The organism is Chryseobacterium sp. AC417, from assembly GCF_979258215.1.
Genome location: NZ_OZ409845.1, coordinates 884,474 through 911,220, shown reverse-complemented (window position 1 = coordinate 911,220; position 26,747 = coordinate 884,474). Strand labels below are relative to the sequence as shown.

General features: G+C 35.8%; 27 protein-coding genes and 1 pseudogene. 13 read left to right on the top strand and 15 right to left on the bottom strand.

Translation table 11 applies throughout. The features are described 5' to 3' along the window. Entirely contained in the window at positions 1-525 is a 525-nt protein-coding gene (gene ribH / locus ACZZ9T_RS04455; protein ID WP_463430181.1) for a 6,7-dimethyl-8-ribityllumazine synthase, read from the top strand. 51 nt (positions 526-576) lie between these two features. After that, a complete protein-coding gene (gene ypfJ, locus ACZZ9T_RS04450; protein ID WP_463441088.1) occupies positions 577-1,425 on the top strand; it encodes a KPN_02809 family neutral zinc metallopeptidase in 849 nt (282 codons plus the stop codon). A 39-nt stretch (positions 1,426-1,464) separates the two neighbouring features. Here the strand turns inward: ypfJ and ACZZ9T_RS04445 are convergent, their stop codons facing one another. Beyond that, the gene (locus tag ACZZ9T_RS04445; protein ID WP_463441087.1) at positions 1,465-2,289 is read right to left on the bottom strand and encodes a GLPGLI family protein; all 825 of its coding nucleotides are present in this window, start codon (positions 2,287-2,289) and stop codon (positions 1,465-1,467) included. 146 nt (positions 2,290-2,435) lie between these two features. On the opposite strand from ACZZ9T_RS04445, the gene ACZZ9T_RS04440 reads away from it, so the two are divergent. The 4 genes from ACZZ9T_RS04440 to sufD all read left to right on the top strand — a co-directional run bounded on the left by ACZZ9T_RS04440 (position 2,436) and on the right by sufD (position 6,717). Then, a complete protein-coding gene (locus tag ACZZ9T_RS04440; RefSeq protein ID WP_463430178.1) occupies positions 2,436-2,765 on the top strand; it encodes a HesB/IscA family protein in 330 nt (109 codons plus the stop codon). A gap of 80 nt (positions 2,766-2,845) precedes the next feature. Further along, positions 2,846-4,294 (top strand): Fe-S cluster assembly protein SufB, encoded by a 1,449-nt coding sequence (gene sufB / locus ACZZ9T_RS04435; protein ID WP_463430177.1) that lies wholly within the window; start codon positions 2,846-2,848, stop codon positions 4,292-4,294. A gap of 258 nt (positions 4,295-4,552) precedes the next feature. After that, complete coding sequence (sufC, locus tag ACZZ9T_RS04430) at positions 4,553-5,296, top strand: Fe-S cluster assembly ATPase SufC (RefSeq protein WP_463441086.1); 744 nt, start codon at positions 4,553-4,555, stop codon at positions 5,294-5,296. Positions 5,297-5,409: 113 nt separating this feature from the next. Continuing rightward, positions 5,410-6,717: a Fe-S cluster assembly protein SufD gene (sufD, locus tag ACZZ9T_RS04425; RefSeq protein ID WP_463441085.1), complete on the top strand. Its 1,308-nt coding sequence runs from the start codon at positions 5,410-5,412 to the stop codon at positions 6,715-6,717. 74 nt (positions 6,718-6,791) lie between these two features. On the opposite strand, the pseudogene ACZZ9T_RS04420 reads toward sufD, so the two are convergent. Next, positions 6,792-7,725: pseudogene (locus tag ACZZ9T_RS04420) on the bottom strand (DUF3078 domain-containing protein). A gap of 181 nt (positions 7,726-7,906) precedes the next feature. Here ACZZ9T_RS04420 and ACZZ9T_RS04415 point away from each other — a divergent pair. From ACZZ9T_RS04415 to ACZZ9T_RS04400, 4 genes are all read left to right on the top strand, one after another. Beyond that, positions 7,907-8,674, top strand: a complete 768-nt coding sequence (locus ACZZ9T_RS04415) for a rhomboid family intramembrane serine protease (protein ID WP_463441084.1) — start codon at positions 7,907-7,909, stop codon at positions 8,672-8,674. A 37-nt stretch (positions 8,675-8,711) separates the two neighbouring features. Next, positions 8,712-9,821 carry a DNA-processing protein DprA gene (gene dprA, locus ACZZ9T_RS04410; protein WP_463441083.1) on the top strand — a complete coding sequence of 370 codons (1,110 nt, stop codon included), beginning with the start codon at positions 8,712-8,714 and terminating at the stop codon, positions 9,819-9,821. 191 nt (positions 9,822-10,012) lie between these two features. Beyond that, a complete protein-coding gene (gdhA, locus tag ACZZ9T_RS04405) occupies positions 10,013-11,371 on the top strand; it encodes an NADP-specific glutamate dehydrogenase (protein WP_463441082.1) in 1,359 nt (452 codons plus the stop codon). A 139-nt stretch (positions 11,372-11,510) separates the two neighbouring features. Further along, positions 11,511-11,879 carry an iron chaperone gene (locus tag ACZZ9T_RS04400; protein ID WP_463441081.1) on the top strand — a complete coding sequence of 123 codons (369 nt, stop codon included), beginning with the start codon at positions 11,511-11,513 and terminating at the stop codon, positions 11,877-11,879. Between the two features lie 160 nt (positions 11,880-12,039). On the opposite strand, the gene ACZZ9T_RS04395 is transcribed toward ACZZ9T_RS04400, so the two are convergent. Then, positions 12,040-12,525: a YkgJ family cysteine cluster protein gene (locus ACZZ9T_RS04395; protein WP_463430171.1), complete on the bottom strand. Its 486-nt coding sequence runs from the start codon at positions 12,523-12,525 to the stop codon at positions 12,040-12,042. Positions 12,526-12,530: 5 nt separating this feature from the next. Continuing rightward, positions 12,531-13,496 carry an ion channel gene (locus tag ACZZ9T_RS04390; RefSeq protein WP_463441080.1) on the bottom strand — a complete coding sequence of 322 codons (966 nt, stop codon included), beginning with the start codon at positions 13,494-13,496 and terminating at the stop codon, positions 12,531-12,533. A 169-nt stretch (positions 13,497-13,665) separates the two neighbouring features. Between ACZZ9T_RS04390 and ACZZ9T_RS04385 the strand changes: the two genes are divergently transcribed. After that, entirely contained in the window at positions 13,666-14,046 is a 381-nt protein-coding gene (locus tag ACZZ9T_RS04385) for a group III truncated hemoglobin (RefSeq protein WP_463441079.1), read from the top strand. Positions 14,047-14,078: 32 nt separating this feature from the next. Here ACZZ9T_RS04385 and ACZZ9T_RS04380 read toward each other — a convergent pair whose 3' ends face one another. The 11 genes from ACZZ9T_RS04380 to hflX form a co-directional block, all read right to left on the bottom strand. Then, a complete protein-coding gene (locus ACZZ9T_RS04380; RefSeq protein WP_463441078.1) occupies positions 14,079-15,149 on the bottom strand; it encodes a calcium:cation antiporter in 1,071 nt (356 codons plus the stop codon). A gap of 61 nt (positions 15,150-15,210) precedes the next feature. Then, on the bottom strand, positions 15,211-15,549 hold the full coding sequence (locus ACZZ9T_RS04375; RefSeq protein ID WP_463441077.1) for a DUF6122 family protein: 339 nt from the start codon (positions 15,547-15,549) through the stop codon (positions 15,211-15,213). A 19-nt stretch (positions 15,550-15,568) separates the two neighbouring features. Then, positions 15,569-16,669 (bottom strand): hypothetical protein, encoded by a 1,101-nt coding sequence (locus tag ACZZ9T_RS04370; RefSeq protein ID WP_463441076.1) that lies wholly within the window; start codon positions 16,667-16,669, stop codon positions 15,569-15,571. Continuing rightward, positions 16,623-16,805: a hypothetical protein gene (locus ACZZ9T_RS04365; RefSeq protein WP_463441075.1), complete on the bottom strand. Its 183-nt coding sequence runs from the start codon at positions 16,803-16,805 to the stop codon at positions 16,623-16,625. Before ACZZ9T_RS04365 ends, ACZZ9T_RS04370 begins: the two co-directional genes overlap by 47 nt. Next, a complete protein-coding gene (locus tag ACZZ9T_RS04360; RefSeq protein WP_463441074.1) occupies positions 16,806-18,659 on the bottom strand; it encodes a hypothetical protein in 1,854 nt (617 codons plus the stop codon). Then, the gene (locus ACZZ9T_RS04355) at positions 18,652-18,846 is read right to left on the bottom strand and encodes a hypothetical protein (RefSeq protein WP_463441073.1); all 195 of its coding nucleotides are present in this window, start codon (positions 18,844-18,846) and stop codon (positions 18,652-18,654) included. The genes ACZZ9T_RS04360 and ACZZ9T_RS04355 overlap by 8 nt, the downstream gene beginning before the upstream one ends. Positions 18,847-18,881: 35 nt before the next feature. Beyond that, positions 18,882-19,550: a hypothetical protein gene (locus ACZZ9T_RS04350; protein ID WP_463441072.1), complete on the bottom strand. Its 669-nt coding sequence runs from the start codon at positions 19,548-19,550 to the stop codon at positions 18,882-18,884. A gap of 49 nt (positions 19,551-19,599) precedes the next feature. Then, on the bottom strand, positions 19,600-20,319 hold the full coding sequence (locus ACZZ9T_RS04345) for a DNA alkylation repair protein (RefSeq protein WP_463441071.1): 720 nt from the start codon (positions 20,317-20,319) through the stop codon (positions 19,600-19,602). A 14-nt stretch (positions 20,320-20,333) separates the two neighbouring features. Then, the gene (locus ACZZ9T_RS04340) at positions 20,334-21,620 is read right to left on the bottom strand and encodes a cation:proton antiporter (RefSeq protein WP_463441070.1); all 1,287 of its coding nucleotides are present in this window, start codon (positions 21,618-21,620) and stop codon (positions 20,334-20,336) included. Between the two features lie 10 nt (positions 21,621-21,630). Further along, on the bottom strand, positions 21,631-22,266 hold the full coding sequence (locus ACZZ9T_RS04335; RefSeq protein WP_463441069.1) for a DUF4919 domain-containing protein: 636 nt from the start codon (positions 22,264-22,266) through the stop codon (positions 21,631-21,633). Beyond that, positions 22,266-23,498 carry a GTPase HflX gene (gene hflX, locus ACZZ9T_RS04330; RefSeq protein ID WP_463430159.1) on the bottom strand — a complete coding sequence of 411 codons (1,233 nt, stop codon included), beginning with the start codon at positions 23,496-23,498 and terminating at the stop codon, positions 22,266-22,268. The genes ACZZ9T_RS04335 and hflX overlap by 1 nt, the downstream gene beginning before the upstream one ends. A 209-nt stretch (positions 23,499-23,707) precedes the next feature. Between hflX and ACZZ9T_RS04325 the strand changes: the two genes are divergently transcribed. Then, positions 23,708-24,187: a T9SS type A sorting domain-containing protein gene (locus ACZZ9T_RS04325; protein WP_463441068.1), complete on the top strand. Its 480-nt coding sequence runs from the start codon at positions 23,708-23,710 to the stop codon at positions 24,185-24,187. Positions 24,188-24,192: 5 nt separating this feature from the next. Next, complete coding sequence (locus ACZZ9T_RS04320) at positions 24,193-26,739, top strand: beta strand repeat-containing protein (RefSeq protein ID WP_463441067.1); 2,547 nt, start codon at positions 24,193-24,195, stop codon at positions 26,737-26,739. Positions 26,740-26,747: the final 8 nt, after the last annotated feature.

Below are 26,747 nucleotides of genomic sequence, written 5' to 3'. Positions count from 1 at the left end.
ATGGCAACAGTTAATCTTTCAGATTACAAGCCACTACATATTACCAATGCCGAAGATTTTTCTATCGGCATTGTTTTTTCTGAGTGGAATGACTTTGTAACCTATAACTTACGTGACGCAGCTTTGGAAATTCTTGCAAAAGAAGGGGTAAAGTCTGAAAACATCAAATTATTTTCCGTTCCGGGGGCTTTTGAATTAAATTATGCGAGTATGCAACTTTGCAAAGAGCGCAAATTTGATGCAGTAATCTCTATCGGATGTGTGATCAGAGGCGAAACTCCACACTTTGATTTTGTATGTGATGCCGTAGCTCAAGGAATTAAAGACTGTAATATTTTAACCGACACTCCTACAATTTTCTGTGTGTTGACAGATGATACAAAAGAACAGTCTATCGCTCGAAGTGGCGGTGATCTTGGGAACAAAGGTGTAGAAGCAGCAGTAACAGCTCTAAGCATGATTAATTTTAAAAGAAATCTTTCCAATAAAAAAGGAAATATTGGTTTTGGAAATTCTCAAGTCTAAATGATTTCTATATAAAGAATATTTTTAACTTTACCTGTAAAATTACTTATTATGAAATGGACAGACGACAGAAGTGGTAACGTGGATGACAGAAGAGGATCCGGTGGCGGCGGAGCAATTGTTGGCGGCGGTCTGGGAACGATTATTATTGCTGCAATTGTATTTTTTCTTGGTGGAGATCCTTCAGCGATTCTTTCAGGAGGAGGTTCAGCACCACAGACTGAACAACGAGAATTAAATCAAAACGAACTTCAAATTGGCGAATTCATCAAAATGATTACCGCAGAAAACGAAGAAACCTGGACTAAGATTTTCGCAGAAAACAATATGCAATATCAGCCTGCAAAAGTAGTTTTATTTGAATCTCAAACACAATCTGGCTGCGGAACGGCACAGTCTGCAATGGGACCATTTTACTGTCCGGCAGACCAGGCTGTTTATATGGACATGAGTTTCTTTCAGGAACTTCAGGAAAAATTTGGCGCTAAAGTAACCGAATTTACCATCGCCTATGTAATGGCTCATGAAATGGGACATCACGTACAGAATCTTCTGGGAACTTTAAACAAGACAGACCAATTAAGAAGAAGCGGAAAGTATTCGGAAACACAGCTTAATCAGGTTTCTGTAGCAACCGAGCTTCAAGCGGATTTTTATGCCGGACTTTGGGCAAGATATTCTAACGAAAGGGAAAAATTCTTAGAGCCCGGAGATTTGGAATCGGCAGTTGAGGCGGCAGAAGCAGTGGGTGACGATAATATACAGCAAAAAACGCAAGGACATGTAAATCAGGAAAGTTTTACGCACGGTTCATCGGCACAGAGAAAAGAATGGTTTATGAAAGGATATAATTCCGGAGACATCAAGCAGGGAGATACTTTTAATCAACTTTTAAGATAACAAAAAAGACCTGAAGAAATTTCTTCAGGTCTTTTTAATTTATTTCAGCTCGATAGGATTGCTGTTTTTTTTCACCTCTTCTTTTACCCTTTCTTCCATTCGCTTTCTCATATCTGCCGGATTTTGATTTCCGCCACCTCGATTTCCAATTCTAGCTCCACCGCCACCTTGATTCATAAACGACATAGGATCGGTTTTGAATTTTTCCTGTTGCTTAAGGTAATCTGTTCTTTTCACTTTAATCACATTTACGAATGAGGTCATTTCAGGAAAATCAGCAATCTTATAATTTTTCATTAAATCAAAAGAATAATCTCCTTGGGTGTCTTCTGCTTTCACAACTAACCCAGGAAGTCCGCTGAATTTATACGGACCATCCTGATAGGGCAAATCTGTTGTGAACCAGGCTGTCCAGGTTCTGCCACCAAAATCAGTTTCAGCTTTTTGAACTTTATATTCACCAATTTTTGTGGTTTCAGATAAGATTTTCCAGTTTAAAGGTCGGTCTTCTTCGTAAGAATAAAGATCTCTTCCCAGACGATCTTTGTAAAAAGTTTTTTGATCTTTTTTGTCCTTCTCAATAGAATAATTAATATTGGTTCTCAAACTTTCCATTTGATCTCTGTTGAAACCTCTTGCACCACCACTTTGACGGTTAGCCTGCATTACCGAATCTCTTTTAATTCTGTTTTCGGAATAGAACATTGATTTTTCTGCCGAGATGTCTAAATAAGCATTCTCCGTTTTTACATCCGCTTTATTAGAAGCGTCAGATTTCATTGTTACCTGATAAACAAATCTATTGGTTTGTGCAAAGGTTGTCTGCACCAATAACGCCACAGCTAAAATGCCTAATTTTTTCATTATTTTCCTTGATTTATAGTTTTGATTTTAAATAATCATCAAAGTTAAGCCATCGATGATAAAAATTGATAAAATAAAAATTACGATTTTTTATTACTGATTAAAGTTTGTATTTTTGCACTATTAAATCATTCTAAATAAATACAATGATAAAAGTTTCAGATCATGCTAAGGAAAAAGCTATTCAACTGATGACAGAAGATGGTTTTAATCCGGCAGAAGATTATATAAGAGTGGGAGTAAAGAGTGGTGGTTGTTCTGGTTTGGAATATGTTTTAGGTTTTGACAACAAAAAAACAGATACCGATCAGATTTTCGAAGACAATAATATCAAAATTGTTGTAGAAAAAAAATCAATTCTTTATTTAGCAGGAACTGTCCTGGAATACTCAGGTGGATTGAATGGAAAAGGATTTGTTTTTAACAATCCTAATGCAGCCAGAACGTGTGGTTGTGGTGAGAGTTTTTCTTTGTAATTAGAAATTAGAGTTAGAAATTAGAAACGAGCCTATTGCGAAATCTAAAATCTAAAGTCTGAAATCTAAAATCTAATAAAATGAGTAAATATACTGAAGACGACCTACGCGTCGATTTAGAAAATAAAAAATACGAATTCGGCTGGGAAACGATACTCGATTACGAAGATTTCCCGATTGGTTTAAACGAAGACATCGTCCGGGCTATTTCTGCCAAGAAAGAAGAACCGGAATGGATGACAGAATGGCGTTTAGAGTCTTTCAGAATTTGGTTGAAAATGACTGAGCCTACTTGGGCAAACATCAAATACACACAACCAGATTTTCAGGCTATAAAATATTACGCTGCGCCAAAATCAAACCCTACTTTAGAAAGTCTGGACGAAGTTGATCCTGAATTATTGGCAACTTTTGCTAAATTAGGAATCAATATTGAAGAACAGAAAAGACTTTCAAATGTTGCGGTAGACATTGTAATAGATTCTGTCTCTGTAAAAACAACTTTTCAGGATACATTATCTGAAAAAGGAATTATTTTCTGTTCCATCTCTGAAGCGATTAAAAATCATCCAGACTTGGTAAGAAAATATCTTGGCAAAGTAGTTCCTAGAGGTGATAACTTTTACGCAGCATTGAACTCCGCAGTATTTTCTGACGGAAGTTTCTGCTATATTCCAAAAGGAGTAAGATGCCCTATGGAATTATCAACCTATTTCCGGATTAATCAGGCAGGAACCGGTCAGTTTGAGAGAACGCTTGTGATTGCAGATGAAGGAAGTTATGTATCTTATCTTGAAGGCTGTACAGCTCCCTCAAGAGACGAAAATCAGCTTCACGCCGCTGTGGTTGAATTGATTGCATTGGATCATGCTGAAATTAAATATTCAACGGTTCAAAACTGGTATCCCGGAAATGAAGAAGGTAAAGGTGGCGTTTTCAATTTTGTAACCAAAAGAGGTTTGTGTGAAACCAAAGCTAAAATCTCATGGACTCAGGTGGAAACGGGTTCTGCAATAACATGGAAATATCCGTCTTGTATTTTAAAAGGTGACGGCTCTGTAGGTGAGTTCTACTCTATCGCAGTGACCAATAATCATCAGTATGCAGATACGGGAACGAAGATGATTCACATCGGAAAGAATACAAAATCAACAATTATTTCTAAAGGAATCTCGGCAGGAAAATCTCAAAACTCATACAGAGGACTGGTAAAAGTAATGCCTTCTGCAAAAGGAGCAAGAAACTTTTCTCAGTGTGATTCACTGTTAATGGGTAATGAATGTGGTGCACATACTTTTCCTTATATTGAAATTAAAGATCCTACGGCTCAGTTAGAACATGAGGCTACAACTTCAAAAATCGGTGAAGACCAGATTTTCTACTGCAACCAGAGAGGTATTGATACCGAAAGAGCAATTGCTTTAATCGTAAATGGTTTTAGTAAAGAGGTTTTAAATAAATTACCTATGGAATTTGCTATTGAAGCTCAGAAATTACTTGAGATTTCTTTGGAAGGTTCTGTTGGATAAAATTAAGATTTTATTTAAATTTTAATTTTACAAACTAATATTAGCAATGTCTTTGTCATTCCGGAGGAATCTAAACATAGAATTTCAACGCTGTTGAGATTCCTCCGGAATGACAAAGACTATTTAAAAATCTACAAATTATTAGAATAATTTTTAAATAGATTAATAATAAAATTAAACATAGGAATTGATTAAATTCTTAATATTAATAAATAATAAAAGCATTAAGTATTCCTTAATGATCGATAAATAAAGTTTATGTTAAACATTAAAAACTTACACGCCAGAATTGAAGATGGCGCACAAATATTAAAAGGTATCAATCTTGAAATAAAGCCGGGCGAGGTTCATGCGATCATGGGACCAAACGGGGCAGGAAAATCTACGCTTTCTTCTGTAATTGCAGGAAAAGAAGATTACGAAGTAACGGAGGGTGAAATCCTTTTTCAAGGTGAAAACATTATTGAAGATGCTCCTGAAGAGAGAGCGCACAAAGGTATTTTCCTTTCATTTCAGTATCCGGTAGAAATTCCGGGAGTTTCTGTGACTAACTTTATCAAAGCAGCTTTGAATGAAAACAGAAAAGCCAATAATCTTGAAGATATGCTTGCAAAAGAAATGCTGGCAATGATTCGCGAAAAGTCTGAGAAATTGGGAATTAAAAAAGATTTCCTTTCAAGATCATTGAACGAAGGATTTTCAGGAGGTGAAAAGAAAAGAAATGAAATTTTCCAGATGATGATGCTGAATCCTAAGTTGGCTATTCTTGACGAAACCGATTCAGGATTAGACATCGATGCTTTGAGAATCGTTGCAGATGGGGTAAATCAGTTCAAAAACGAAGGAAATGCAGTTCTTCTGATTACGCACTACCAAAGATTGCTGAATTATATTGAGCCTGATTATGTACACGTTTTAGCAAACGGAAAAATCATTAAGACAGGTGATAAATCTTTAGCTTTAGAATTAGAAAGCAAAGGGTACGATTGGTTGCTTAACTAATAAAATATTTTTGGGTAAGTTTTTTATCAATTCTTAGTCGAAAAGGCAGTGAAAAACTGCGATATTGATACAAATTAAATTATAATAAAGGTGTGATGGCCCAAATATCAGTAATGGCTTTATACGATCAAACAATAGAAAATCACAGTGAATTTTTGGAGAGTCTGCGTCACAGATTTTTAGATGACGACAGAAAAAAGGCGCTTGAGAAATTTGCGATCAAAGGTTTTCCTACCAAGAAAGACGAAGAGTACAAATATACCAACCTCAAAGAAATCACAGAAAAAGAGTACAACTTTTTCCCGAAAGAAAGTCACAACATCTCCAAAGAACAGCTGGATCAGCTTCATTTGGGAGAAGAAAACTTTGACTGGATTGTTTTTGTAAACGGTCAGCTTCGCAAAGAGCTTTCAAACATTTCTATCGAAAATGCAGAATTTTTGTCTTTCAACTATGCTTTGAATGATGAAAACCACAAAGATGTTTTCGACAAATATTTCAACACCATCGCAGCAAAAGATTTAGCTTTTACAAACTTAAATCAGGCATACTGCAAATACGGGTTCTTCCTTAAGGTTCCGAAAAACGTGATCATTGAGAAGCCGATTCATGTTTTTTATCTTTCTCAAAATCAAGAAGAAAACACTTTCTACAACACCAGAAATTTATTGATTGTTGAAGAAGGGGCTAAAGTAGAAATCATTGAAAGTCACCATAATTTTGATGAGAGTTTTGTGTTTACCAATTCGGTAACTGAAATTTTCACGTATCAGAATGCAAAAGCAGACTGGCACAAAATTCAGAATGACAGCGATACTTCTTATCTGGTAGACCATACTTTCGCAAAACAGGAAAGAGACAGCTTAACGACGGTAAATACGTTTACATTCGGAGGAAAAATCATCAGAAACAATCTTGATTTTATTCACAACGGTGAAAATATCAACTCTTTCATGAACGGAATCACCATTATCGGGAAAGATCAGTTGGTAGATCATCATACTGCGGTTCACCACAATACACCAAACTGTCAGAGTTACCAAAATTACAAAGGCATTTATAAAGATAAATCTCACGGAGTTTTCAACGGAAAGGTATTCGTAAATAAAATTGCGCAGAAAACCAATGCTTATCAGCAAAATAACAATGTTTTATTGAGCGAAGGAGCTACGATCGACACAAAGCCTCAGTTGGAAATTTTTGCAGATGATGTGAAGTGTTCTCACGGTTGTACAGTAGGTCAGCTGAACAAGGATGCTTTGTTTTATTTAAGAGCAAGAGGAATTTCTAAAAAAGAAGCACAAGCTTTATTGTTATATGCTTTTGCCAATGACGCGATGCAGAATATCGACATTGAGCCATTAAAAGTAAAAATAGAGCAACTTTTAGCAGAAAAACTTGAAGTTACGATGGAGTTTTAATTCAAAATTAATTTCACTAAATATTAAAAAGCACTTCGATTGGAAATGCTTTTTTTGTTTCAATGAGATTTACTTTATTTCTTCAGCCAATACTGATGATCTTTCCTGCCAGAAATGCTTCACTCCATTATCAATATTATACGCAAACCCGATTCCCAAAGTCTGTTTCAGCTGTGTTTTCTGAATCTGATTATGGTCGTACATGACATCTACCGTAATGATCGAAGAGATAAACTTGTTGATTTTCATATTTAAAAGCATATTGTAAGACAGCACCATATGATCTGGATTATCGAGATAATTGGAGAATATAGAGGCTGTATTGGTCATTTCTATATTTTCCATCAGTTTAACCTTATAAATCGCAGAACCTAAGAAACCAATTTGCATTAAGAAAAAATCTCCGTCAGCTTTTAAACCGTAATTTCCTGCAAGCTGCAATTCTTTATCGAGTACGAAAGTAAATCTGCCATTGAGAGGACGTAACGTTACGGTTAAATTGTCATCTGGTCTGTACGTTAAACCCAAACCTGCATTCACATATCCCGGAGCCATAAAATTTGATATTTTCTTTGCTTCCGGATTATTTCCGTCTTCAAAACCACCAGAGAACTGCGAAAGCAAACTTGCACCTGTAGATAGATACCAGCTTTTAGAAAACTGTCTTCCATAGTTGCTGGAGATATTAAGAACGTCCTGAGTTTTTCTGGTTCCGATATCTTGGGTAGTATTTTGGCCGTAATTTAAAATAATAATATTTTCCCAAAGGTTGCGTTCCTTCTCGTAGGTAAGATTATAATTTGCACTTGCAAGCCATCCCACATTATTGGCTCCACCTCCTACCCAATTTGAGAATGCTACCTGATTAAACAAGAGGCTATTTTTTGCAATTACAGACCAATATTTAGGTTTTTTGATGGTATCAACTGCTGCTGAATCAGAAATTATTACCTGAGCAAAAGAACTACCGCTGAAATACATCAATAACAGTATTAAATAATTTTTCATAAAATTGTATTTTTTCAAGTGCAAAAATAAGTATATAAATTTAAATTCCAACTGATGGGATTTTCTGAGCCATAATTCTATTAAAATCATAGCGTTTTGTCTCAAATCGTTTTTAAAATCCCAAATCATCGACAAATTTTCCGAAATTTATACTTGGCTTTTGATTTGACAGTTTTCATTCATGTTTAAAAATGTAATTCACAAAAACGCAATCATCAATCCTCTGCTCATGCTTGGAGCCATGTGGTTGGGATATTTTTTACAGATGCTGGGCTTTTTTGGAAGTTGCTTCGGTGCGATCATTCCGTTACTGCCGGAAGGTTTGTTGGGGATAATCACCTCTCCTCTTCTCCACGGAAGTATAGATCATATCTTCGGAAACTCTATCCCCATTGCAGTTTTGATGTTTTTATTGTACCAGTTTTATCCTTTGGTTGCCAATAAAGTTTTGGTTTTGGGCTGGCTGGCTACAGGACTTTTACTTTGGATACTTCCACCCATAGACATTCTGACGGGTGAATATATGTACACCTGTACCATCGGAGCCAGCGGTGTTGTGTATGTTCTCGCATTTTTTCTGTTTTTCAGCGGAGTTTTTAAATGGAATATGACGCTTCTAACTATATCACTTCTTGTCGTTTTATATTACGGAAGTTTGATTTGGGGAATGTTTCCTGAAGAACTTTTTTATAATATGCCGGAACCGAGCAAGATTTCATGGCAAGCTCATTTATCAGGAGCTGTTATAGGCAGTATTCTTGCCTTTACATTTAAAAATGTTGGCGATAAAAAGAAAAGATATATCTGGGAATTTCCTAACTATTACAGTGAAAAAGATGATAAGCTTTGGCAGGAATATAAAGAAAACAATCCTGATGATTTTCTGGAATTACCCTACAAAAAAAATGAAGATATTTGGGATCGTTTAGACGAAATACGTAAAAAATAAATCTAAAAATGTTTACATTTGAATAAAAAAAACACAAATGTATTCTGAAGAACACCTTTATTCTATCGCGCTTCGTGAGTGTAATTTTATTGGAGATATTAATTTTTATAAGCTTGTGCGGGCTTTCGGAAGTGCAAAAAACGTCTGGGAAATATCAAAAAAAGAATTAAGCAAAACCGATGGAATAGGCACTAAAACAGTTTCTGATATTGGAAATTCTGAGCATCTGAAATTTGCTGAAAAAGAGATTCTGTTTTGCGAAAAAAATTCCATCAAAATCAATCTGCGACAACAGAATGAGCTGCCGTTTTTACTGAAAGAATGTGACGATGCACCTGCAATTCTCTACCAAAAAGGAAACTTTGAAACAAAAGTAAAAGCAACCAGTATAGTCGGAACAAGAAACATGACGGCTTACGGTAAAAAATTTATTGAAGATTTTTTTGAAGAAATAAAACCCCATCCGTTCATTTCGATAAGCGGATTAGCTTTAGGCGTCGATAAAGAAGTTCACGAGCAGTCTCTGAAACATCAGATTCCTACGATTGGTGTTTTAGCTCACGGTTTTCACACCTTTTATCCTTCAAAAAACAGAAAGCTTTCAGAAAAAATCCTTGAAGAAAATGGAGGGTTGCTAACAGAATTTAATTCTTCACGAAAACCCGACAGAGAAAATTTTATTCAGCGAAACAGGATTGTTGCCGGCATTTCTCCTGCTACAATTGTTGTGGAGACAGCATTTGGAGGCGGCTCTATCAGCACCGCAACTTTCGCAAATACCTACAACAGAGACATTTTTGCATTGCCCGGAAAAATCACAGATAAATACAGCCAGGGCTGCAATCAGCTTATCTTTCAAAATAAAGCAACAGCAATTTCCACGATTAAAGATTTGCTTGATCTTATAGGAATCAATTCACCAAAAACCAAAATAGAAGAACTTTTCCCATACAGTAAAATGACAATTCAATTATCTGAAAATCAAGAAATAATATATAAAAGCATTGCAGAAAACCCACATGTTTCATTAGATGATTTGGCAGAGAAAATTTCTGTTGCTTCACACAAGATACTTCCGGTGATTTTAGAATTGGAGCTTTTGGGGAAAGTAAAATCATTTTCCGGGAGACAATTTCTCGCTATTTGAAAATTAACGATTTCTTAATATTTCATTATTTCACATATAACATTTAATTTTTAACAAATTTTAGATCATAATTATCAATTTAACAATATTCTGTTGCATTATTATTGAGTTTTCAGCAAATATCAAATCAGGTATTGTGAATCTTGAAAAAAAAATTAAATTTGTTGACATAATATTCAACCCTACTTAATATGGAACAATATAATATTGACCAGAAGATCCAGGAATTTATTGCTAAAATTGAGGCGAAAAATCCTAACGAACCGGAATTTTTACAGGCAGTAAAAGAAGTTGCCATCACTGTAATTCCGTTTATCTTAACAAGAAAAGAATATACAGGCATGAAGCTTCTTGAGAGAATGGCTGAAGCTGAAAGAATTATTATTTTCAGAGTTCCATGGGTTGATGACAAAGGTGAAATTCAGGTAAACAGAGGGTTCAGAATTCAGATGAACTCTGCAATCGGACCTTATAAAGGAGGAATCCGTTTCCATCCTACGGTCAACCTTTCTGTTCTTAAATTTTTGGCATTCGAGCAGGTTTTCAAAAACTCTCTGACTACACTTCCGATGGGAGGTGGAAAAGGAGGTTCAGACTTTGATCCTCAAGGTAAAACTGACATGGAAGTAATGCGTTTTTGCCAGGCTTTCATGACTGAACTTTGCAAACATATCGGTCCTGAAACTGACGTTCCTGCGGGAGACATCGGTGTTGGAGCCAGAGAAATCGGATATTTATTCGGTCAATACAAAAAAATAAGAAACGAATTTACGGGTGTTCTTACCGGAAAAGGTTTGGCTTACGGTGGTTCATTAATCCGTCCTGAAGCTACAGGATATGGTGTGGTGTACTTCGCTGAGCAGATGCTGAAAACTATCGGACAGACTTTTAAAGATAAAACGGTAACGGTATCAGGTTTCGGAAACGTAGCTTGGGGAGTTATCAAAAAAGTAAACGAACTGGGTGGAAAAGTGGTTACACTTTCTGGTCCTGACGGTTATGTTTATGATAAAGATGGTATTGACGGTGATAAAATAGATTATTTATTAGAATTAAGATCTTCAGGTAATAACAGAGCTGAAGATTATGCTAAGAAATATCCGTCAGCTATTTTCTATGCCGGCAAACGTCCTTGGGAAGTGAAGTGTGATGTTGCGATACCTTCTGCAACTCAAAACGAATTACACTTAGAAGATGCAAGAATGTTGGTAGAAAACGGTTGCGTTTGTGTAACTGAAGCTGCCAATATGCCTTCTACATTAGATGCTATCAATTATTTCCTTGAAAACAAAGTATTGTTCTCTCCGGGAAAAGCTTCTAACGCAGGTGGTGTAGCCACTTCAGGATTGGAAATGACTCAAAACTCAATCAGATTAAACTGGACTTCTGAAGAAGTTGATGCAAGACTGAAAGAGATCATGATCGGGATCCACAAAGCTTGTAGAGACTATGGTAAAGAGGAAGACGGCTATGTGAACTACGTGAAAGGTGCCAACATCGCCGGATTCGTAAAAGTAGCAGAAGCAATGCTTGCTCAGGGAGTCGTATAAAAATATAAAGGTCGGGAAGTTTCCCCGGCCTTTTTTCTTACAACCTGTCCCGGGAATATAAATGGGAAAAAGTAATAGTGAAAGAGGAAAGCGTTGGATTTATTCAGCGCTTTTTTTATTTTTATTAAAACTTTCAATCATGAAAAATACATTCAAAACTATTGATGAATATTGTGATTTGTTTCCTGAAGAAGTTCAGATAAAATTTGAATTGTTAAGAAAAACCATTCATTCTCAAAACTCTGAAATCGAAGAATATATTGGGTACCAAATGCCTGGATTCAAATATCTGAAAAAACCGCTGGTGTATTTTGCAGGTTATAAAAATCACATCGGGTTTTATCCAGGAGCCGAAGCTGTAGAAAAATTTAAGGAAGAATTGAGTGAAAAAAAGTATACAATTTCAAAAGGAACGATACAGTTTCCGATTGAGGAAGAACTTCCTTTAGATTTGATTGAAAAGATTATACAGTTCAGAATGATGGAAATTGAGCAGAAAAAATCCTGAAACATTAAAGCTTCAGGATTCCAATTTACTATCTAAAAAACTACTTCTAATATAAATCAACGGGGATTGATTTTATAATGAAACGAAGCGAGATTGATAAAATTATATTGAATTTATCTTTTAACGTAAGTTTAGTATTATTTAAATATATTTAAGAGTATCATTTAATTCTGCTCATCATTTTTTCTACAAACTCAAATGCTGCAGGACAAATCACGGTATTCTGTATCATCAGGTGATTGATTTGGTAAATCTTTTTCCTGTCTGTATGCGGATATTCTCTACACGCTTTAGGACGTACTTCATAGATCGAGCAGGTATTATCGTTATTCAGAAAGAAGCACGGAAGATTCTGCAAAACTTTATCCTTATCCTCATCTACACGCAGAAACTTACTTTCAAAATCTGCCTGTTTCATCCGCAGATGTTTTGAGATACGCTCTATATCTTTCTCAGTGTAAAGAGGTCCGGTAGTCTTGCAGCAGTTTGCACATTGCAGACAGTCAATTTTTTCGAAAACCTCTTCATGAATTTCTTCAACAACATAGTCAAGATTTTTAGGCGGTTTCTTTTTGAGACCGTCTAAAAATTTTTTATGCTCTTTTTGCTTTTGTAAAGCCTGTTTTTTATAAAAATCTACATTCATTATTTCTAATCAACTTGTACAGTGGGCAGATTTACTTTTTTAAATTCATTTATTTTATCTAAATCTAAAACCGTTGATTGCTTTGAAATATCGGGATAATACATCGGAATAAACTGTGCACCATATATTATTTCCTTGGAAACATAAGAAGATCTTTGGACTACGGTGTTAGAAAAAACTTCGTCAAATGCGCGTACATGCACAATGATTTCAATATTTATATTTTTAAAATCCTCTTCTGAAAACCTGTAAAATGGTGAATTTTCATCTATTTTATGCACAATTGTCCAGTTCAGTGCCAATGTATTGATTCTATTGAGATGGGTGTCAAGTGTGTAAAAATTCGTTTTAGAATCTCCGTCTTCTGTAATCTCTATTGCAGTAGAAAGTACAACTTCTGCATCTGTCAACGCATTGTTTTTATAAGGCGCTACTCTGAACATCAATGCTGTAACATCTTGAAAAGGAGCAATGACAGCCACTTTTGAAAACATAAGATATGCTCTGGGTCGTGAAAATCTACCGTAAAATAAACCTGTTGCTATAGCAAAAGTAAGTAAACCTAGAAATGCTTCAAAAGTAGCCACAAGACTTGCCACAAAACCCACCGGTGCAATTCTGCCATAACCGACTGTGGTAAACGTTTGTGAGCTGAAGAAAAAAACATCAATAAACTCATCGAGAGGATTACTCTTGTTAATCCCCGTAAGATGCTCTACCCCAATAAAATAATAAATGGCTGCAAAAATAAAATTGATGAAAATATACATCAAAACCAGATAAGAAATAAAACGGAAAGAAGACAGGTTCAGCATCGTGTGATACCAGCTCATTCTGTTTAAAATATTAACTCCTTTCCTTTTTACATTAGGTAATCCGTCTTTATTGATAAATCGTCCTGAAGCATTTGCTCCAAAGCCGCTACTGTCTGTGTTTTTCTGCTGAATTCTTTTTTTAAAACCTCTTGCCATATTGTATTGTCATTTGTGTGCTTACATTTTCCTGTTTATTAAACCGCAGTTAGAAAGCGCAAAGATAAAACATTGTTTTTTATGAAATTTTACAGGTAGCCCAATGAAATATCATGTTATTTTTAAACTAAATTTGAAGAACGAAATTGAATCGAAAATAAAATTACCAATGAAAGATTTAGAATCGAGAGAAGACATAGAATTGCTCGTCAACTCATTTTATAAAAAAGTTGCAGAAGACGAAACAATTGGTTTCTTCTTTAAAGACATCGTAAAGGTAGATTGGGAAAAGCATTTGCCTAAGATGTATTCGTTTTGGGAAACCATTTTATTCGGACAGATGAGCTATAAAGGAAACCCGATGCAGATGCACTTTCCGATCAACGAAATTCAGGCAATGGAAAAACAGCATTTTACGCAATGGCTAAAACTCTGGAAAAATACTGTTGAAGAGAATTTTATCGGTCAAAACGCTTCTATGGCCATTACCAAATCTGAAAATATCGCCAATTTAATGGCTTACAAAATGGAAATGGCTAGAAAACCATAAAAGTTCTTGATTTTATAGTTGCTTGCTCTAATTTAAGGTACGATTACTGTGAAAATATAGGCAGCCAGATTCACCAGCAAAACCGTTCCGTACAATACATTCGTTTTTCCTCTGCTTAATGAAAGCATTACGATGAAAACCGATAAAGTAAGCAGAATAATATCTTTCTTATCTAAACCTAAAACCAAAGGGATATCGTACATAATACTCACTGCAGAAATGGCAGGAATCGTTAAGCCAATACTTGCCAAAGCAGATCCCAATGCTAAATTAAGACTTGACTGAATCTGATTGTTTCTCGCAGCCCTTATCGCCGCCAAACCTTCCGGAAGTAAGACAACCGCTGCAATGATAACTCCGACAAGAGATTTCGGAGCACCCATACTCTGGACCACATCTTCAATTGTACCGGATAAACCTTTCGCCAAAAGCACAACAATCACCAGACAAATAACCAAAAACAGAAAACTGACAATAGTCTGAGTCTTAGTTGGCACATAATGGCTCTCCGTATTTCCGTCTGCCGGAACAAAATAACTTCTGTGTCTTACCGTCTGAACCATCAAAAACACCCCGTAAATCACAAGACAGGCAATAGAAACAAAGATCAACTGTGCAGTATTGTAATAAGGTCCGTTTACACTTGATGTAAAATTTGGTAGTATCAAAGTAATCACGAGAATAGAAACGATACTGATCAGATATGTTGTTGCTGAGGTGCGAGCGAAATACTGCTCAAAATACTTCACCCCTCCCACCAATATACAGATACCGATAATTCCATTCAGAATAATCATTACCGCCGCAAAAACAGTGTCTCTTGCTAAGGTTAAAGCCTGATCGCCTCCTGCAACCATCAGTGAAATAATCAGGGCAACTTCTATAATGGTTATACAAAGTGCCAAAATAATTGTTCCGTAAGGTTCGCCAACTTTATGGGCAACCACTTCTGCGTGATGCACGGCAGAAAGTACACTTCCTATTAACAGAAATCCGGCAACAATATCAGAAACCGTTCCTGTACCCATTAATCCGGTGAAGTAATAAATAACAGCAAGTACGGGGAAAATGTAGGTGTAATGTAAAATTTCTTTTAGTTTCATAAGCGTCTCTAAAATACAAAAAATCTATGGGCTTTTTTTAAAAGGAAACATTAATCATATTTTAATGAGGCCAGAGAACAAAATCCTGATAATCTGTGATCATGTGAAGGAGAAGTCCGATACCTATTATTCTTATATTTCCTTTAAAAAAAAGCAGCAAAAAATAAACCGCAATAGCATAATAAGAATGTAAGAAATGAAACCCGATACTCATTCTGTCCGGATCAAAAACAGGATCTGCAAACAGATGATCAAGATCCACCAACATTGTTGCCAGAAGAATGAGATACACTTTCTTCCAATCTTTTCTGTAAAACACAAATGCAACAATTCCCGGAAAAACCAAATGCAGAAAATAATGGGTAAAAGTCTTAAGCAAATGAAGATCAGATGGATTCATCAATAGAATTTTTAACTTATTATCTCAAAATTAAAGGTAATTTTTGTTTGGCAAATTTTATCTTTAAGTAATAATTGTTGGATTGATTGGTATAAAAAATAGATTCAAAATCTTTCAGAAACCTTTTATCCAAACTCATTAAAGTTTTTAAAGACGAAGAAAGTAACGGACTGTTTTTCAGGAAAATATAGTTTTTCTTCCGTAGATTATTTGTTATGTTATTCTTTCTCGCTGATTTTATGACAATTTCCCTGCTGTTTTTAGAAGCAAGATTGGGTTGAAAAGGGATTGCAGTAAACTGATTTTGAGCATTCATCCATTTTTTATTTTGGAAAAAGCCCCACGTCTTTTCAGGATTTGAGCTTTGAAGCAAAATTTCATAATTGGGCTGAATAATTTTCTGATAGCTCACCTTTTCAATTTCGTTAAAATCATCATCATAACCGTAGCTGATTATGGTATCATTTACTTCCTCAAGATCAGCAGTCATTTTCAGGGAATTGACATTCGCAGAATCATTAAACTTTTCATTAAAAAAATGGCTTACATTTTTGATGTTTTCAGCATCCAATTCAGCTTCTAAAAAATTGGTCTTACTTTGTAAATCTGTAAACAAAGATTCAAAATTCTCTGATTGCGAAGTGTTGCTTATTTCAATTTCATTATCATTTAAATGAATTGAAAAATTCTGAGTTCTTAATTCTGAAATGAATGATATACTTCCCAAACCATCATCAATAAAAGAGTTTGCATTTAAAATTTTGTTTCTGAAATTTTCCGACAATGGTTTCCCGATGTTTTTTAAATTAACATCAGACGTTCCTACAAAACATTTTTCACCCTCGATTTTGATGAAGAATTGATTATTTTTAAATCCGCCTTTTCCGTCACTTATCAATTTATACCGCTTTATAAATTCTGAAAATGCAGTTTCGTCACTGACTTCAAATATGGTATACCATTCTGAAATTTTGGTATTTTTCAGGTGGAAAATCTGAAGAAAATCCGGAATTTTCAATCCTGAATCACGAAACGAAATTTTATTTCCCTTTTTCTGATCTCCATCAAACCATTCAGAAGGATGAGCCAGAGTAACTTGAAATATACTCTCTTTTAACATTTTTCACATCCACCAAAACCAAAATATCTGCATTATCAGGAACATATTTCAAGTCTTTATCTTTATGAAAAAGCAAGATGTAAACCGCAGCAGCAAACAAAAAAATAATGGTAAGAATGATCTGTTTTTTCTTCATTTACAGAGTTTGTGGCTTTTTATCAGCTTCCATATTCTTGAAAATCTCATCAAAAAGATCAAAGAAATACATCAGGCTGTTGTCGGAAGAATTTTTAATATTGTAATCCATCTCAGTTTGGATGCTTTCACCTCTCACTTCCGTTTTAAAATACACTTCACCCACATTTTTTCTCAACAGATCCAATGTTTTTCTTTCAGAAACTGTTTTAAATTCCTGCTCCATGCCCAATAATAATTTTTGAATATTTAATCTTCCTGATAAAGGATATTTAGCAGAATCTTTCATCCATTGTTTAGAAATATCAGATTGATTTTTTGCTGACAAATTCTCTGTAGAAGTTGTAAGATAAACGATTCCGTCTTTTACCGTGAAAAATAGCTGGTCAAGATATCCATTGCTTTTACTTTCTTTAAATGCATAAACTTCTCCGTTTTTCGTAAAATTTTTGGCGAAATCTTTATTGGTTGTCAATACATCAAAAATACGTTTCCAATATCCTTCGTTATCTGTTGCGAACGCAAAAGTAAAATCCGGAACCATCACATCTTTTGTCTTTTTCACTTCTTTCTCATTGTAATCTTCGTCATAATCATAATCTGTATATTCTACTTTTTTAGATTTCAGCTCATTCAAAACAAAAATTCCGTTTCCGGGTGCAATTTTGGAGATAGCTTCTTCATCTAAGACAATCTTCATGGTTTCCATCATCAGCTGCAGTTCTTTCTGGTATTCTGTTTCACCGGCATCCTGAAAGAAACCGTACATCATGTCAAAAACCTTGTAGCCATTAACGTTCATTGCGTAGTAACCTACACTTTTATCACTGATTAAAGCCGTAAGTTTTTTGTTTTTCTTACCCTTGTAAACATCAGAAATACTCTTCTGAATCTCATTATTTTTATGTTGATAGTTATTAACCAATCTTACTTTATCTTTATCAAAATACAGATTGTAAGATGAGTTTGAATTGTACATTTTCTGAATAAACTTTGTGTAACCTACAAGACTGAACATCTTTCCGTAAACGCCTTCATTCATTATTTTCCCGTAATCGGTATAAGCAAAGACATCAGAATTGGTGTCTCTGAAACCTAACATCTCTTTGGGAGCTTCAAGCACAAAATTCGAACTGAAATACTGATCAAAATTATTTTCGGCGATTCTTTTCACGATTTTGAATTTCTCAATGTCCAGAGAATCCATTTTTTTCTGATATGCAGCATCTTCTTCTTCATACATCTCCGTTCCTTCATAATCATCCTGAGAAACCGGGGGAGGTGTTGCTTCAACATCTTTTTCTGAATAGGTAGAATCTTCTGATCCGTCACCTGATGTTTTCTTTTCCTTCGGATATTGGTGATGCTTCTCCAGATATTTAATGTCTTTCTGATATTTAAGAATATCGGCATTACTTGATTTGATGTTTTCCTTTAAATATTGAATTTCTTCTTTTAAATATTTAATCTCCTCTTTATAATCAAAAGGTTCTTCCTCATAAACCGCCGCACTGTCTACGACAGCAACTGCGCTATCGATAACTGTTACCACGCTGTCTGTAACATTATCATCTGTCCAGATATTACTGGATGGCTTGTTATAATTAATCATCGAAAGAAAAGCTCTGTTCTCATTCCAAGCAACGAATGTGTCATCATCAATATCAATGTATGAATAGTTGTTTTTCTTAGAAACTTCCTGTCCTTTTTTCTTGGTTGAATTGATAAATTGCTGGAATTTTTCTTTGTTATCTATAATAAAATGAGCGTTATATGCCTGAACAGAATCATTCAGAGTAGCATAATGATATTGTGTGGCATCGTATTTTATTCCTGTTTTGGAGTAGTCATTCACATGACGGTTGCTTGTCTTTTTCTTTGGTAATTTCCTGCAAAAACGGATTAAATTTTTCCCAATTGATTTTTTTGTTCAGTTGTTTACCGTTGATTTCCATGTAGAATACAGCATTCTGAGGAATTTTCATGCTGTTTTGAGCATCAACGAAGATAAAACCAAAAAGCAGAATAGCTAGAATTGGCATTTTTAAAAGTAGAGATTTCATATTAAGTGTGAGGATTATTGAAATAGAATAGTATTCTGGATTTGTTTTTTCTGAAGGATAAAGTCTAAAATATTCCCTTCTAATTTTATTGCTTTTTTGTTTGGTGCAAGCTGATAAGAAGAATTAGACTGAAATTTAATCATGTTTTCAAACTGCAGGACAGAAGTATATTTCGCATTGTTAAAAATTTCTTTGTCGGCTGTACTCAGTTTGTCGTAATCACTTTTGAATGTATTGATTTTATTTCTTGTAAAAGATTTTTTAGCAGGATGGTGCATATAAATCTGAGTAGGAATCATTTTTCCTAAAATATTTTTAGCTTTCAACTGTTCTAATCCGGCATTTACGTTTTCAATTTTTTTGAAGTTGCAGCTCAGTTTAATCACATAATTGTCAAAATCCATCGAGGTTTTTACATTGGAAATTCCCGGAACACTTTTAAAAATTCTTGCAGCTTCATTGATCTTAGCTTCAATTTCAGATTTTTTCGGAACTTTTTTACCGTTGATTGTCTCCATTTTTGATATGGAAGCCAGTCTGGTTTTGCTTTTACTTGCGTTTAAGATAAGAGAATATTCTCCGCTTCCGTCAGCTTTTACATTGACTTTATCTAAAATATCAAAACAGCTCGTGAGCAATAACAATGGAAGCAAAAACAATAAACACTTGGAGAAAATTTTCATGATTTAGTTTTAAAGAGCAAACTTACTTAATTTAGATCGAATTAGTATTTTAAATTCTGCCTTTTAGATAATCCTGTCTCACCTCTTCATCCAATTTTTCAATCGCGTATCTCAGGCAGGTTCTTGGCATATCTTTGTAATGTTGATTGAGATAATTGATCAATTCAGTTTCATTTTTATTTCCCATCTCTCTCAAAAGCCAGCCGTTTGCTTTGTGCATTAAATCGTGTGGATGATGTAAATTCTGAGTTACAAATTCTTTAGTCAAATCAAATGACCCTTTTTTAATATAATACATGGTTCCTACAACTGCCATTCTTTTGTGCCACATCTGGTCAGAAACGGAAAGCATCCGCAAAAGGTTTTCTTTCTGATTTTCAAATGCATGCCTGCCCAAAATTTTGTAACAACTCGTGTCAACCAAATCCCAATTGTTGATGTATTGAAGATGATTCAGATAAAATTCTACGACTTCATCTTTTGCAGTCTGATCTTTTGTTTTTTCAAATTTAGAAATAAGCATTAATAAAGCCGTTAAGCGATGCTCATGGTAAGGAGAAGAAAGCAATTCGCTCAGTTCTGTGAGATTAATTTTTGAATAAAACTCTTTCGCAACCAATCTTTGATCCGGAACTTTTACTCCCAAAAACAAATCTCCTTCCCCATATTCTCCTTTTCCTGTTTTGAAAAATTTAGGAAAAAAAGCGGCCTTTTCCGGAACGGATAAGACAGCTAATGCTTCTTTGATTTCTTTAAGAATATTATTCATTGACTTACAAACAATTAAAGAACTTCTTCTAAAGCAATACTTTCCAACTCCTTTTCTTCTTTTTCAATCTGTTTCGGATTGGCTACTTTTGCAATCGTAAGTCCCTGAACGATAATAGAGAAGACAACAACACAATAAGTAATACTTAAAATGGCATTGCTGTATTCATTTTTCGGAATAGACATCGCTAAAGCAATGGAAACGCCGCCCCGAATTCCACCCCAAAACAAAACTTTTATAGTTTGGGGACTAAACCTTGTTCTGAAAGACATAAATTTTGTAGGTCCCCAAATCGAAATAAATCTTGCACAAAGAACCACAACAATTGCTAAAATTCCCGGAATAACATAATAGTTTAAATCCTTAATCATCAGCAGTTCAAACCCGATGAACAGGAATAAAACGGCGTTCAGAATTTCATCAATCAGTTCCCAGAATTTAATTAAATAATCCTGAGTGACAGATTTCATTTTAAATTTCACATTAAAATTACCCATGAATAATCCCGCAGCAACCATCGTTAAAGGACCTGAAACGTGCATCTGTCTTGCAATAAGATAGCCTCCCATTACCACCGCAAGCGTTACCAGAACCGAAATAATATAATCATCCACTTCACGCATCAATCTGGAAGTCACCCATCCTAACACAATTCCCAGAAGCAATCCCCCACCGGCTTCTTTCATTAAAAGAATAGCAATATTTTCTACACCCAAATCTACTTCCTTACCTATTGCAAGCTGTAAAACAACCGTAAAAACCACAACTGCCATACCGTCGTTAAACAATGATTCGCCTGCAATTTTCGTTTCCAGTGATTTCGAAATATTAGCTTGCTTTAAAACACTTAAAACTGCTACAGGATCGGTCGGCGAAATTAATGCTCCGAACACTAAACAATAAATAAAAGGTATTTGTAAACTCACTAAAGGCAACAGATAAAACATCCCGAAACCCACAATAAAGGTCGAGATAATCACTCCTGCCGTTGAAAATATAAGCACCGGACGAAACTGCTCCTTCAAATCATTAATATTAATGTGAATTCCACCTGCGAAAAGAAGGAAATTTAACATTGCTCCCATCAGAACTTCTGTGAAGTCGATACTATTCATCAAATCATTCAAATGACCGAATGTTCTTGGAAGAAAGCTTTCACCAAATAAAACCAAAATTACAGATACCACGATGGCAATAACCATAATTCCGATCGTGCTCGGAAGCTTTAAAAATCTGTAGTTGATATATGCAAAAATGGATGCTAAAACGATAAGTGCAGAAAATGAATAATATAATTCCAATGAAATGTCTTTAAAAAATTAAGTCTAAATAAAATATTTTGATGTAAATTTTGTTCTCTCCTTTTTCCCAAACGTCGATTACGCCATCTTTCAGAGTTTTTGATCTTCTGGTATAATCTTTACCGATATTCATCACATTGAGAAAGATGTATTCGTCTCCCACGCTGTTTAATTTGTATGCTGTTTTCTCTGACTTTCCGTCACCGGAATTTTTGATAGCATCCGTAAGAAGTCTGAGCTGTGAAATATGATGCGTGAAATTGCTCACATCTTTCGTCTGGTCATAAGCTCTAAGCAAAATAAGAATGATATCGAGATTGGTAGGATCTTTTGCATACAGCATCTTTCCGAGCCTGATGCATTCTGCAAAATTATTATTTTTAAACGCGTCGGCTAAGCTTTTAAACTCTTCATCTGACTGGGAAATTTTATTTTTCCCAAAATTTCTCCCGTAGTACAAATGTTGAGCTTCTACACTGTCGAGAGATTTTGGAAGACCTTTAAATTTAAAAATAAGCTTTTCGTAATTGTAGACAGAACTCGGGTTGTTAAGATTTTTTTCAATACTTTTCAGGTCAAGTTTTGTTTTTTGGCTCAACCCAAAAAACGGAAGCAGAAGGAGAAAAAATATGATTTTATAATTCATTAATCTTCTTTTTCAGACCCTTCATCTTCATCGTTATCAAAATATTCAAAAAGAAAATCATTATACGGGAATCTTGAAATATGAATTTTCATCACCTCATCATACAACAGTCTTTTCATTTCAGGGAAATTCTCTTTCGTCAATGCAGAGATGAAAACCGCAGGATGCTTAGATTTTGCCATCCATGTTTTTTTCCATTCTTCAAGAGAAACATTTTTATTGGAACCCGGCGTAAGATCGTCTTCGTCTTTTTTCTCGTAACTGAAATCATCAATTTTGTTAAAAATCATGATCATCGGTTTTTGATGCGCATTGATTTCCATTAAAATCTGATTTACCGATTCTATGTGATCTTCGAAACTTTCGTGAGAAATATCTACAACGTGAATCAGCAAGTCGGCTTCACGCACCTCATCCAAAGTAGATTTAAAAGATTCTACTAACTGAGTAGGCAATTTTCTGATAAAACCTACGGTATCCGTCAACAGGAAAGGTAAATTTCCGATTACTACTTTTCTAACGGTCGTATCAAGCGTTGCAAAAAGTTTATTTTCTGCAAAAACATCAGATTTAGATATCGCATTCATCAACGTCGACTTCCCTACGTTGGTATACCCTACCAAAGCGGCACGCACCACTTTTCCGCGGTTATTACGCTGAGTTGCCATTTGTTTGTCAATGATTTTGAGTTTATCTTTTAGCAATGAGATTCTGTCACGGATGATCCTTCTATCGGTTTCAATCTCCGTTTCACCCGGACCACGCATCCCGATTCCCCCTTTTTGCTTATCTAAGTGAGACCACATTTTGCTTAATCTTGGGAGCAAATATTGGTACTGCGCCAATTCTACCTGAGTTCTTGCATAAGAGGTCTGCGCTCTTTGGGCAAAAATATCAAGAATAAGATTGGTTCTGTCTAAGATTTTTACTTCAATTTCTTTTTCAAGGTTTTTTAGCTGAGACGGCGACAATTCATCATCAAAAATAATGGTTCCGATCTCATTTTCTTTTACATATTCTTTTATTTCCTGTGCTTTTCCGCTTCCGACGAAAGTTTTAGAATCGGGTTGCGTTAAATTCTGCGTAAAACGTCTGTCTATCGTAGCACCTGCCGTTAAAGCCAAAAACTCGAGCTCATCCATATATTCCTGTAACTTATCTGCATCCTGATTTTGGGTGACAACGCCTACCAAAACTGCCCTTTCGTAATTATGTTGTTTCTTTTCTAACATGAAATTCTTTATAATTTATAAGATTACAAGATAGTATTTTAAATTAATAAATCCAAACCAAGTCTGCAAAAAACAGGGAAATCACCTTTTAAATTCCAGTTCTTTACCTCTGGTTTACACGCTTCGTCTCCCCCTACCTTTACACCGTAAAAATCTCACTAACAGATCTTAACCGCAAAAACATTATTAACCAGAAAATTTATGTTAACATGAAAAGCACTTTTATTTACAGCTTCTTTTTGATTCTCTGCACAGCATTTCAGGTAAATGCACAAAAAGCAGTTCTTGCCACCGGATCAAATGCATCAGGAAGTAACGGGTCTGCTTCGTACAGCGTCGGGCAAATTGATTATACCAGCAAAGGAACCAATCATCAAATGATGGAAGGTGTGCAGCAATCCTACGAAATCACCACGCTTTCTACCACAGAAACAGCCGGATCAGACAAAAAAGAAATTTTATTGTATCCAAATCCTTTCAAAGATTTCATCTTCCTGGATTTTACTACAAATGACTACCGAAATTCTGAATATCAATTATTCGATTCTTCCGGAAAACTTGTAAAAGAGGACAAAATAAGAGAGTCAAAATCGGAATTTAATTTCTCTGCAGTTCCTTCTGCGATGTACATCATCAGAATCAATCAGAACGGAAAAAATATTAAAACTTTTAAAATCATTAAAAAATAATCATCATGAAAAGAATTTTACTAACAGTCGGAATTTTATTAGGCTGTCATTTGGTATCAGCACAAGCTCCGGAAAAAATGAGTTATCAGGCTGTGATGAGAAACACATCAGGTCAGTTATTAACCAATCAGAACATTGGAGTAAAAGTAAGCGTTTTGCAGGGTTCGCCAGCGGGAACTGTTGTGTATTCTGAAAGATTAACCGGAACAACTAACGTCAACGGTCTTATCAGTTTGGAAATCGGAACAGGAACGGTACTCTCAGGTACTTTTGCCGGTATCAACTGGTCTTCAGGAAATTATTATTTAAAAACAGAAACAGATCCTACAGGCGGAACGAGTTATACAATTGCTGGAACAAGTCAATTATTAAGTGTTCCCTATGCCATGTATGCAAAAACTTCAGGAAGTTCAGGAGGAAGTTTCGCAATACCTTTCGCAGCAACTGCAAATAATGCTGCCAATCTCTTCTCTATAACGAACGACGGCGACGGAACATCAATAGATGGCGTAAGCAATTCTACTTCCTCAAGCATTGCTCCCGTAAGAGGAACTGTCACCAATGCAACACCCGGAGGGTTTTCATCTGCCGTTCGAGGGATCAATAATGGGACAGGAGGTTTAGGAATCGGAGTTTGGGGATCACAGGCAGGAAGCGGCTGGGGAGTATACGGTGCAACTCCCACAGGAATTGGCGTCTATGGAAATTCATCAGGAGCCGGGTATGGAGTTTATGCAAATAGTACTTCAGGAACAGGACTCAATGCTACGAGCAATACAGGAACTGCAGCTAATATTTCAATTTCAAATAATGCAAATGCAAGTCCTGTACTTACGGCAAGTACTCTAGGAAGCGGGAATGTAATTAATGTTTCAACTACGGGTTCAGGAGCTGGTGTAATGAGTAACACAGGAACCGGCTTCGCCATTCATGGAATTACAACTGCACAGAGTTCTGCCGGAGTTATAGCAGATAATAATGGAGCGGGTGAAGCAGTGGTTGGCAGAAACACCAGTGATATTGCAGGAGCTGTAGTGGGAAGAAATGATGGCGGTGGCTACGGTGTTCATGGTTTTCTTGCTAATAATACGACCGGAACAGGAATAGGTGTTTACGGTAGAGTGGGTGTAAGCGGAAGTACAGGAAGAGCAGGTAGATTTCAAAATTTTAATACCGCAAATGACAGAAACACTTTTGAAGTAGAATCTAACAGTACAGGAAATATACCGGATAGCGCACAAGGTAATGTTGCTTCATTTCTGTCTAATAATACCAATAGTGTAAGTGCCGCAGTGAGAGGAGAAACGAAAACCATATTCGGGAATTTCGGAGCTGCCGGTATTTTTGGGGTTTCTTCCGGAACGGGCGGTTTTGGAGGATTGTTTTATTCTTCAAACGTCAGTGGAAACGGCAGAGCTTTAGTAGCTATCACCGATGGAAATGGGGATGCAATCGTAGCCAATGCAGGTAAAGACGGCGACGCCATTGAAGCCAATGTAGACGGAAACGGACGTGCAATTTACGGCTGGGTTCCTACATTCAGTACAGGTAAAGCAGCAGAATTTAAAAATTTTAATACCGCAAATACTTCAACAGCGCTTAGTGCCACAACTTTAGGAAATGGTATCGCAGGAGATTTTTTTGTAGATAATAATAACGGAACTTCACCTGCCGTGAAAGGAAAAGTAAATTCTATATTTTCAAATTTCGGAACGGCTGGGGTTTATGGTGAATCTGCCGGAACAGGAGGTTTCGGAGGTTTATTCTACGCAAGCAATACAACTGGAAACGGACCCGCATTAATCGCTCTTGCCAACGGAAACGGAAACGGAATTACAGCCAATGCCAAAAACGCAGGAGATGGTATAGAATCAACTGTTGACGGAACAGGAAGTGCAATCTATGGATGGATTCCCAACTTTGGTACAGGAAGAGCAGGTTATTTCAGAAATTTCAATACCGCAAATTCTCAATCTGTACTTTCTGTAACCAATGCAGGAACTGGAACTGGCGTTTTTGTTAATCACACGGGAGCTTCCGGGAACATCGCGGTTTTTCAAAGTGCGGGAGCCAATGTTGCGAGAGTCAATAAAGCAGGAACAGGGTTCTTCAATGGGGGAACTCAAAACAGCGGAGCTGACTTAGCTGAAGTTTTTGACGTGGAAGGAAACATTTCTGAATACGAAATGGGAGACATCCTTGTTATTTCAACAACAAGCGACAGAGCCGTAGAAAAATCATCAAAACCCTACTCCACCTTAGTTGCCGGAGTTTACGCTACAAAACCTGGAGTTTTATTAACCGAAGAAAACGTAGATGCAGATTTATCCGGCAAAGTTCCAATGGGGGTTATTGGAGTTATCCCGACAAAAGTTTGTTTGGAAGGAGGAAAAATCAAACGGGGCGACCTTCTGGTTACTTCATCAAAACCGGGCGTTGCCATGAAAGCCAATCCTAAAAAAGTAAAAATAGGCCAGGTTATCGGAAAAGCGCTTCAGGATTATAACCAAAACTCAATCGGAAAAATAAAAGTATTAGTTAACATTAAATAAAAACCATC

Excerpts from the sequence above, each read along its gene's own strand:
- ACZZ9T_RS04320 (WP_463441067.1), top strand. The coding sequence starts at position 24,193 with ATGAAAAGAATTTTACTAACAGTCGGAATTTTATTAGGCTGTCATTTG.
- ACZZ9T_RS04445 (WP_463441087.1), bottom strand. The coding sequence starts at position 2,289 with ATGAAAAAATTAGGCATTTTAGCTGTGGCGTTATTGGTGCAGACAACC.
- sufD (WP_463441085.1), top strand. The coding sequence starts at position 5,410 with ATGGCTTTATACGATCAAACAATAGAAAATCACAGTGAATTTTTGGAG.
- ACZZ9T_RS04345 (WP_463441071.1), bottom strand. The coding sequence starts at position 20,319 with ATGAATAATATTCTTAAAGAAATCAAAGAAGCATTAGCTGTCTTATCC.
- ACZZ9T_RS04400 (WP_463441081.1), top strand. The coding sequence starts at position 11,511 with ATGAAAAATACATTCAAAACTATTGATGAATATTGTGATTTGTTTCCT.
- ribH (WP_463430181.1), top strand. The coding sequence starts at position 1 with ATGGCAACAGTTAATCTTTCAGATTACAAGCCACTACATATTACCAAT.
- ACZZ9T_RS04370 (WP_463441076.1), bottom strand. The coding sequence starts at position 16,669 with ATGTTAAAAGAGAGTATATTTCAAGTTACTCTGGCTCATCCTTCTGAA.
- ACZZ9T_RS04440 (WP_463430178.1), top strand. The coding sequence starts at position 2,436 with ATGATAAAAGTTTCAGATCATGCTAAGGAAAAAGCTATTCAACTGATG.
- ACZZ9T_RS04415 (WP_463441084.1), top strand. The coding sequence starts at position 7,907 with ATGTTTAAAAATGTAATTCACAAAAACGCAATCATCAATCCTCTGCTC.
- ACZZ9T_RS04385 (WP_463441079.1), top strand. The coding sequence starts at position 13,666 with ATGAAAGATTTAGAATCGAGAGAAGACATAGAATTGCTCGTCAACTCA.
- ypfJ (WP_463441088.1), top strand. The coding sequence starts at position 577 with ATGAAATGGACAGACGACAGAAGTGGTAACGTGGATGACAGAAGAGGA.
- ACZZ9T_RS04335 (WP_463441069.1), bottom strand. The coding sequence starts at position 22,266 with ATGAATTATAAAATCATATTTTTTCTCCTTCTGCTTCCGTTTTTTGGG.
- ACZZ9T_RS04325 (WP_463441068.1), top strand. The coding sequence starts at position 23,708 with ATGAAAAGCACTTTTATTTACAGCTTCTTTTTGATTCTCTGCACAGCA.
- ACZZ9T_RS04355 (WP_463441073.1), bottom strand. The coding sequence starts at position 18,846 with ATGCCAATTCTAGCTATTCTGCTTTTTGGTTTTATCTTCGTTGATGCT.
- hflX (WP_463430159.1), bottom strand. The coding sequence starts at position 23,498 with ATGTTAGAAAAGAAACAACATAATTACGAAAGGGCAGTTTTGGTAGGC.
- dprA (WP_463441083.1), top strand. The coding sequence starts at position 8,712 with ATGTATTCTGAAGAACACCTTTATTCTATCGCGCTTCGTGAGTGTAAT.
- ACZZ9T_RS04395 (WP_463430171.1), bottom strand. The coding sequence starts at position 12,525 with ATGAATGTAGATTTTTATAAAAAACAGGCTTTACAAAAGCAAAAAGAG.
- ACZZ9T_RS04380 (WP_463441078.1), bottom strand. The coding sequence starts at position 15,149 with ATGAAACTAAAAGAAATTTTACATTACACCTACATTTTCCCCGTACTT.
- sufC (WP_463441086.1), top strand. The coding sequence starts at position 4,553 with ATGTTAAACATTAAAAACTTACACGCCAGAATTGAAGATGGCGCACAA.
- ACZZ9T_RS04375 (WP_463441077.1), bottom strand. The coding sequence starts at position 15,549 with ATGAATCCATCTGATCTTCATTTGCTTAAGACTTTTACCCATTATTTT.
- ACZZ9T_RS04390 (WP_463441080.1), bottom strand. The coding sequence starts at position 13,496 with ATGGCAAGAGGTTTTAAAAAAAGAATTCAGCAGAAAAACACAGACAGT.
- gdhA (WP_463441082.1), top strand. The coding sequence starts at position 10,013 with ATGGAACAATATAATATTGACCAGAAGATCCAGGAATTTATTGCTAAA.
- ACZZ9T_RS04365 (WP_463441075.1), bottom strand. The coding sequence starts at position 16,805 with ATGAAGAAAAAACAGATCATTCTTACCATTATTTTTTTGTTTGCTGCT.
- ACZZ9T_RS04350 (WP_463441072.1), bottom strand. The coding sequence starts at position 19,550 with ATGAAAATTTTCTCCAAGTGTTTATTGTTTTTGCTTCCATTGTTATTG.
- sufB (WP_463430177.1), top strand. The coding sequence starts at position 2,846 with ATGAGTAAATATACTGAAGACGACCTACGCGTCGATTTAGAAAATAAA.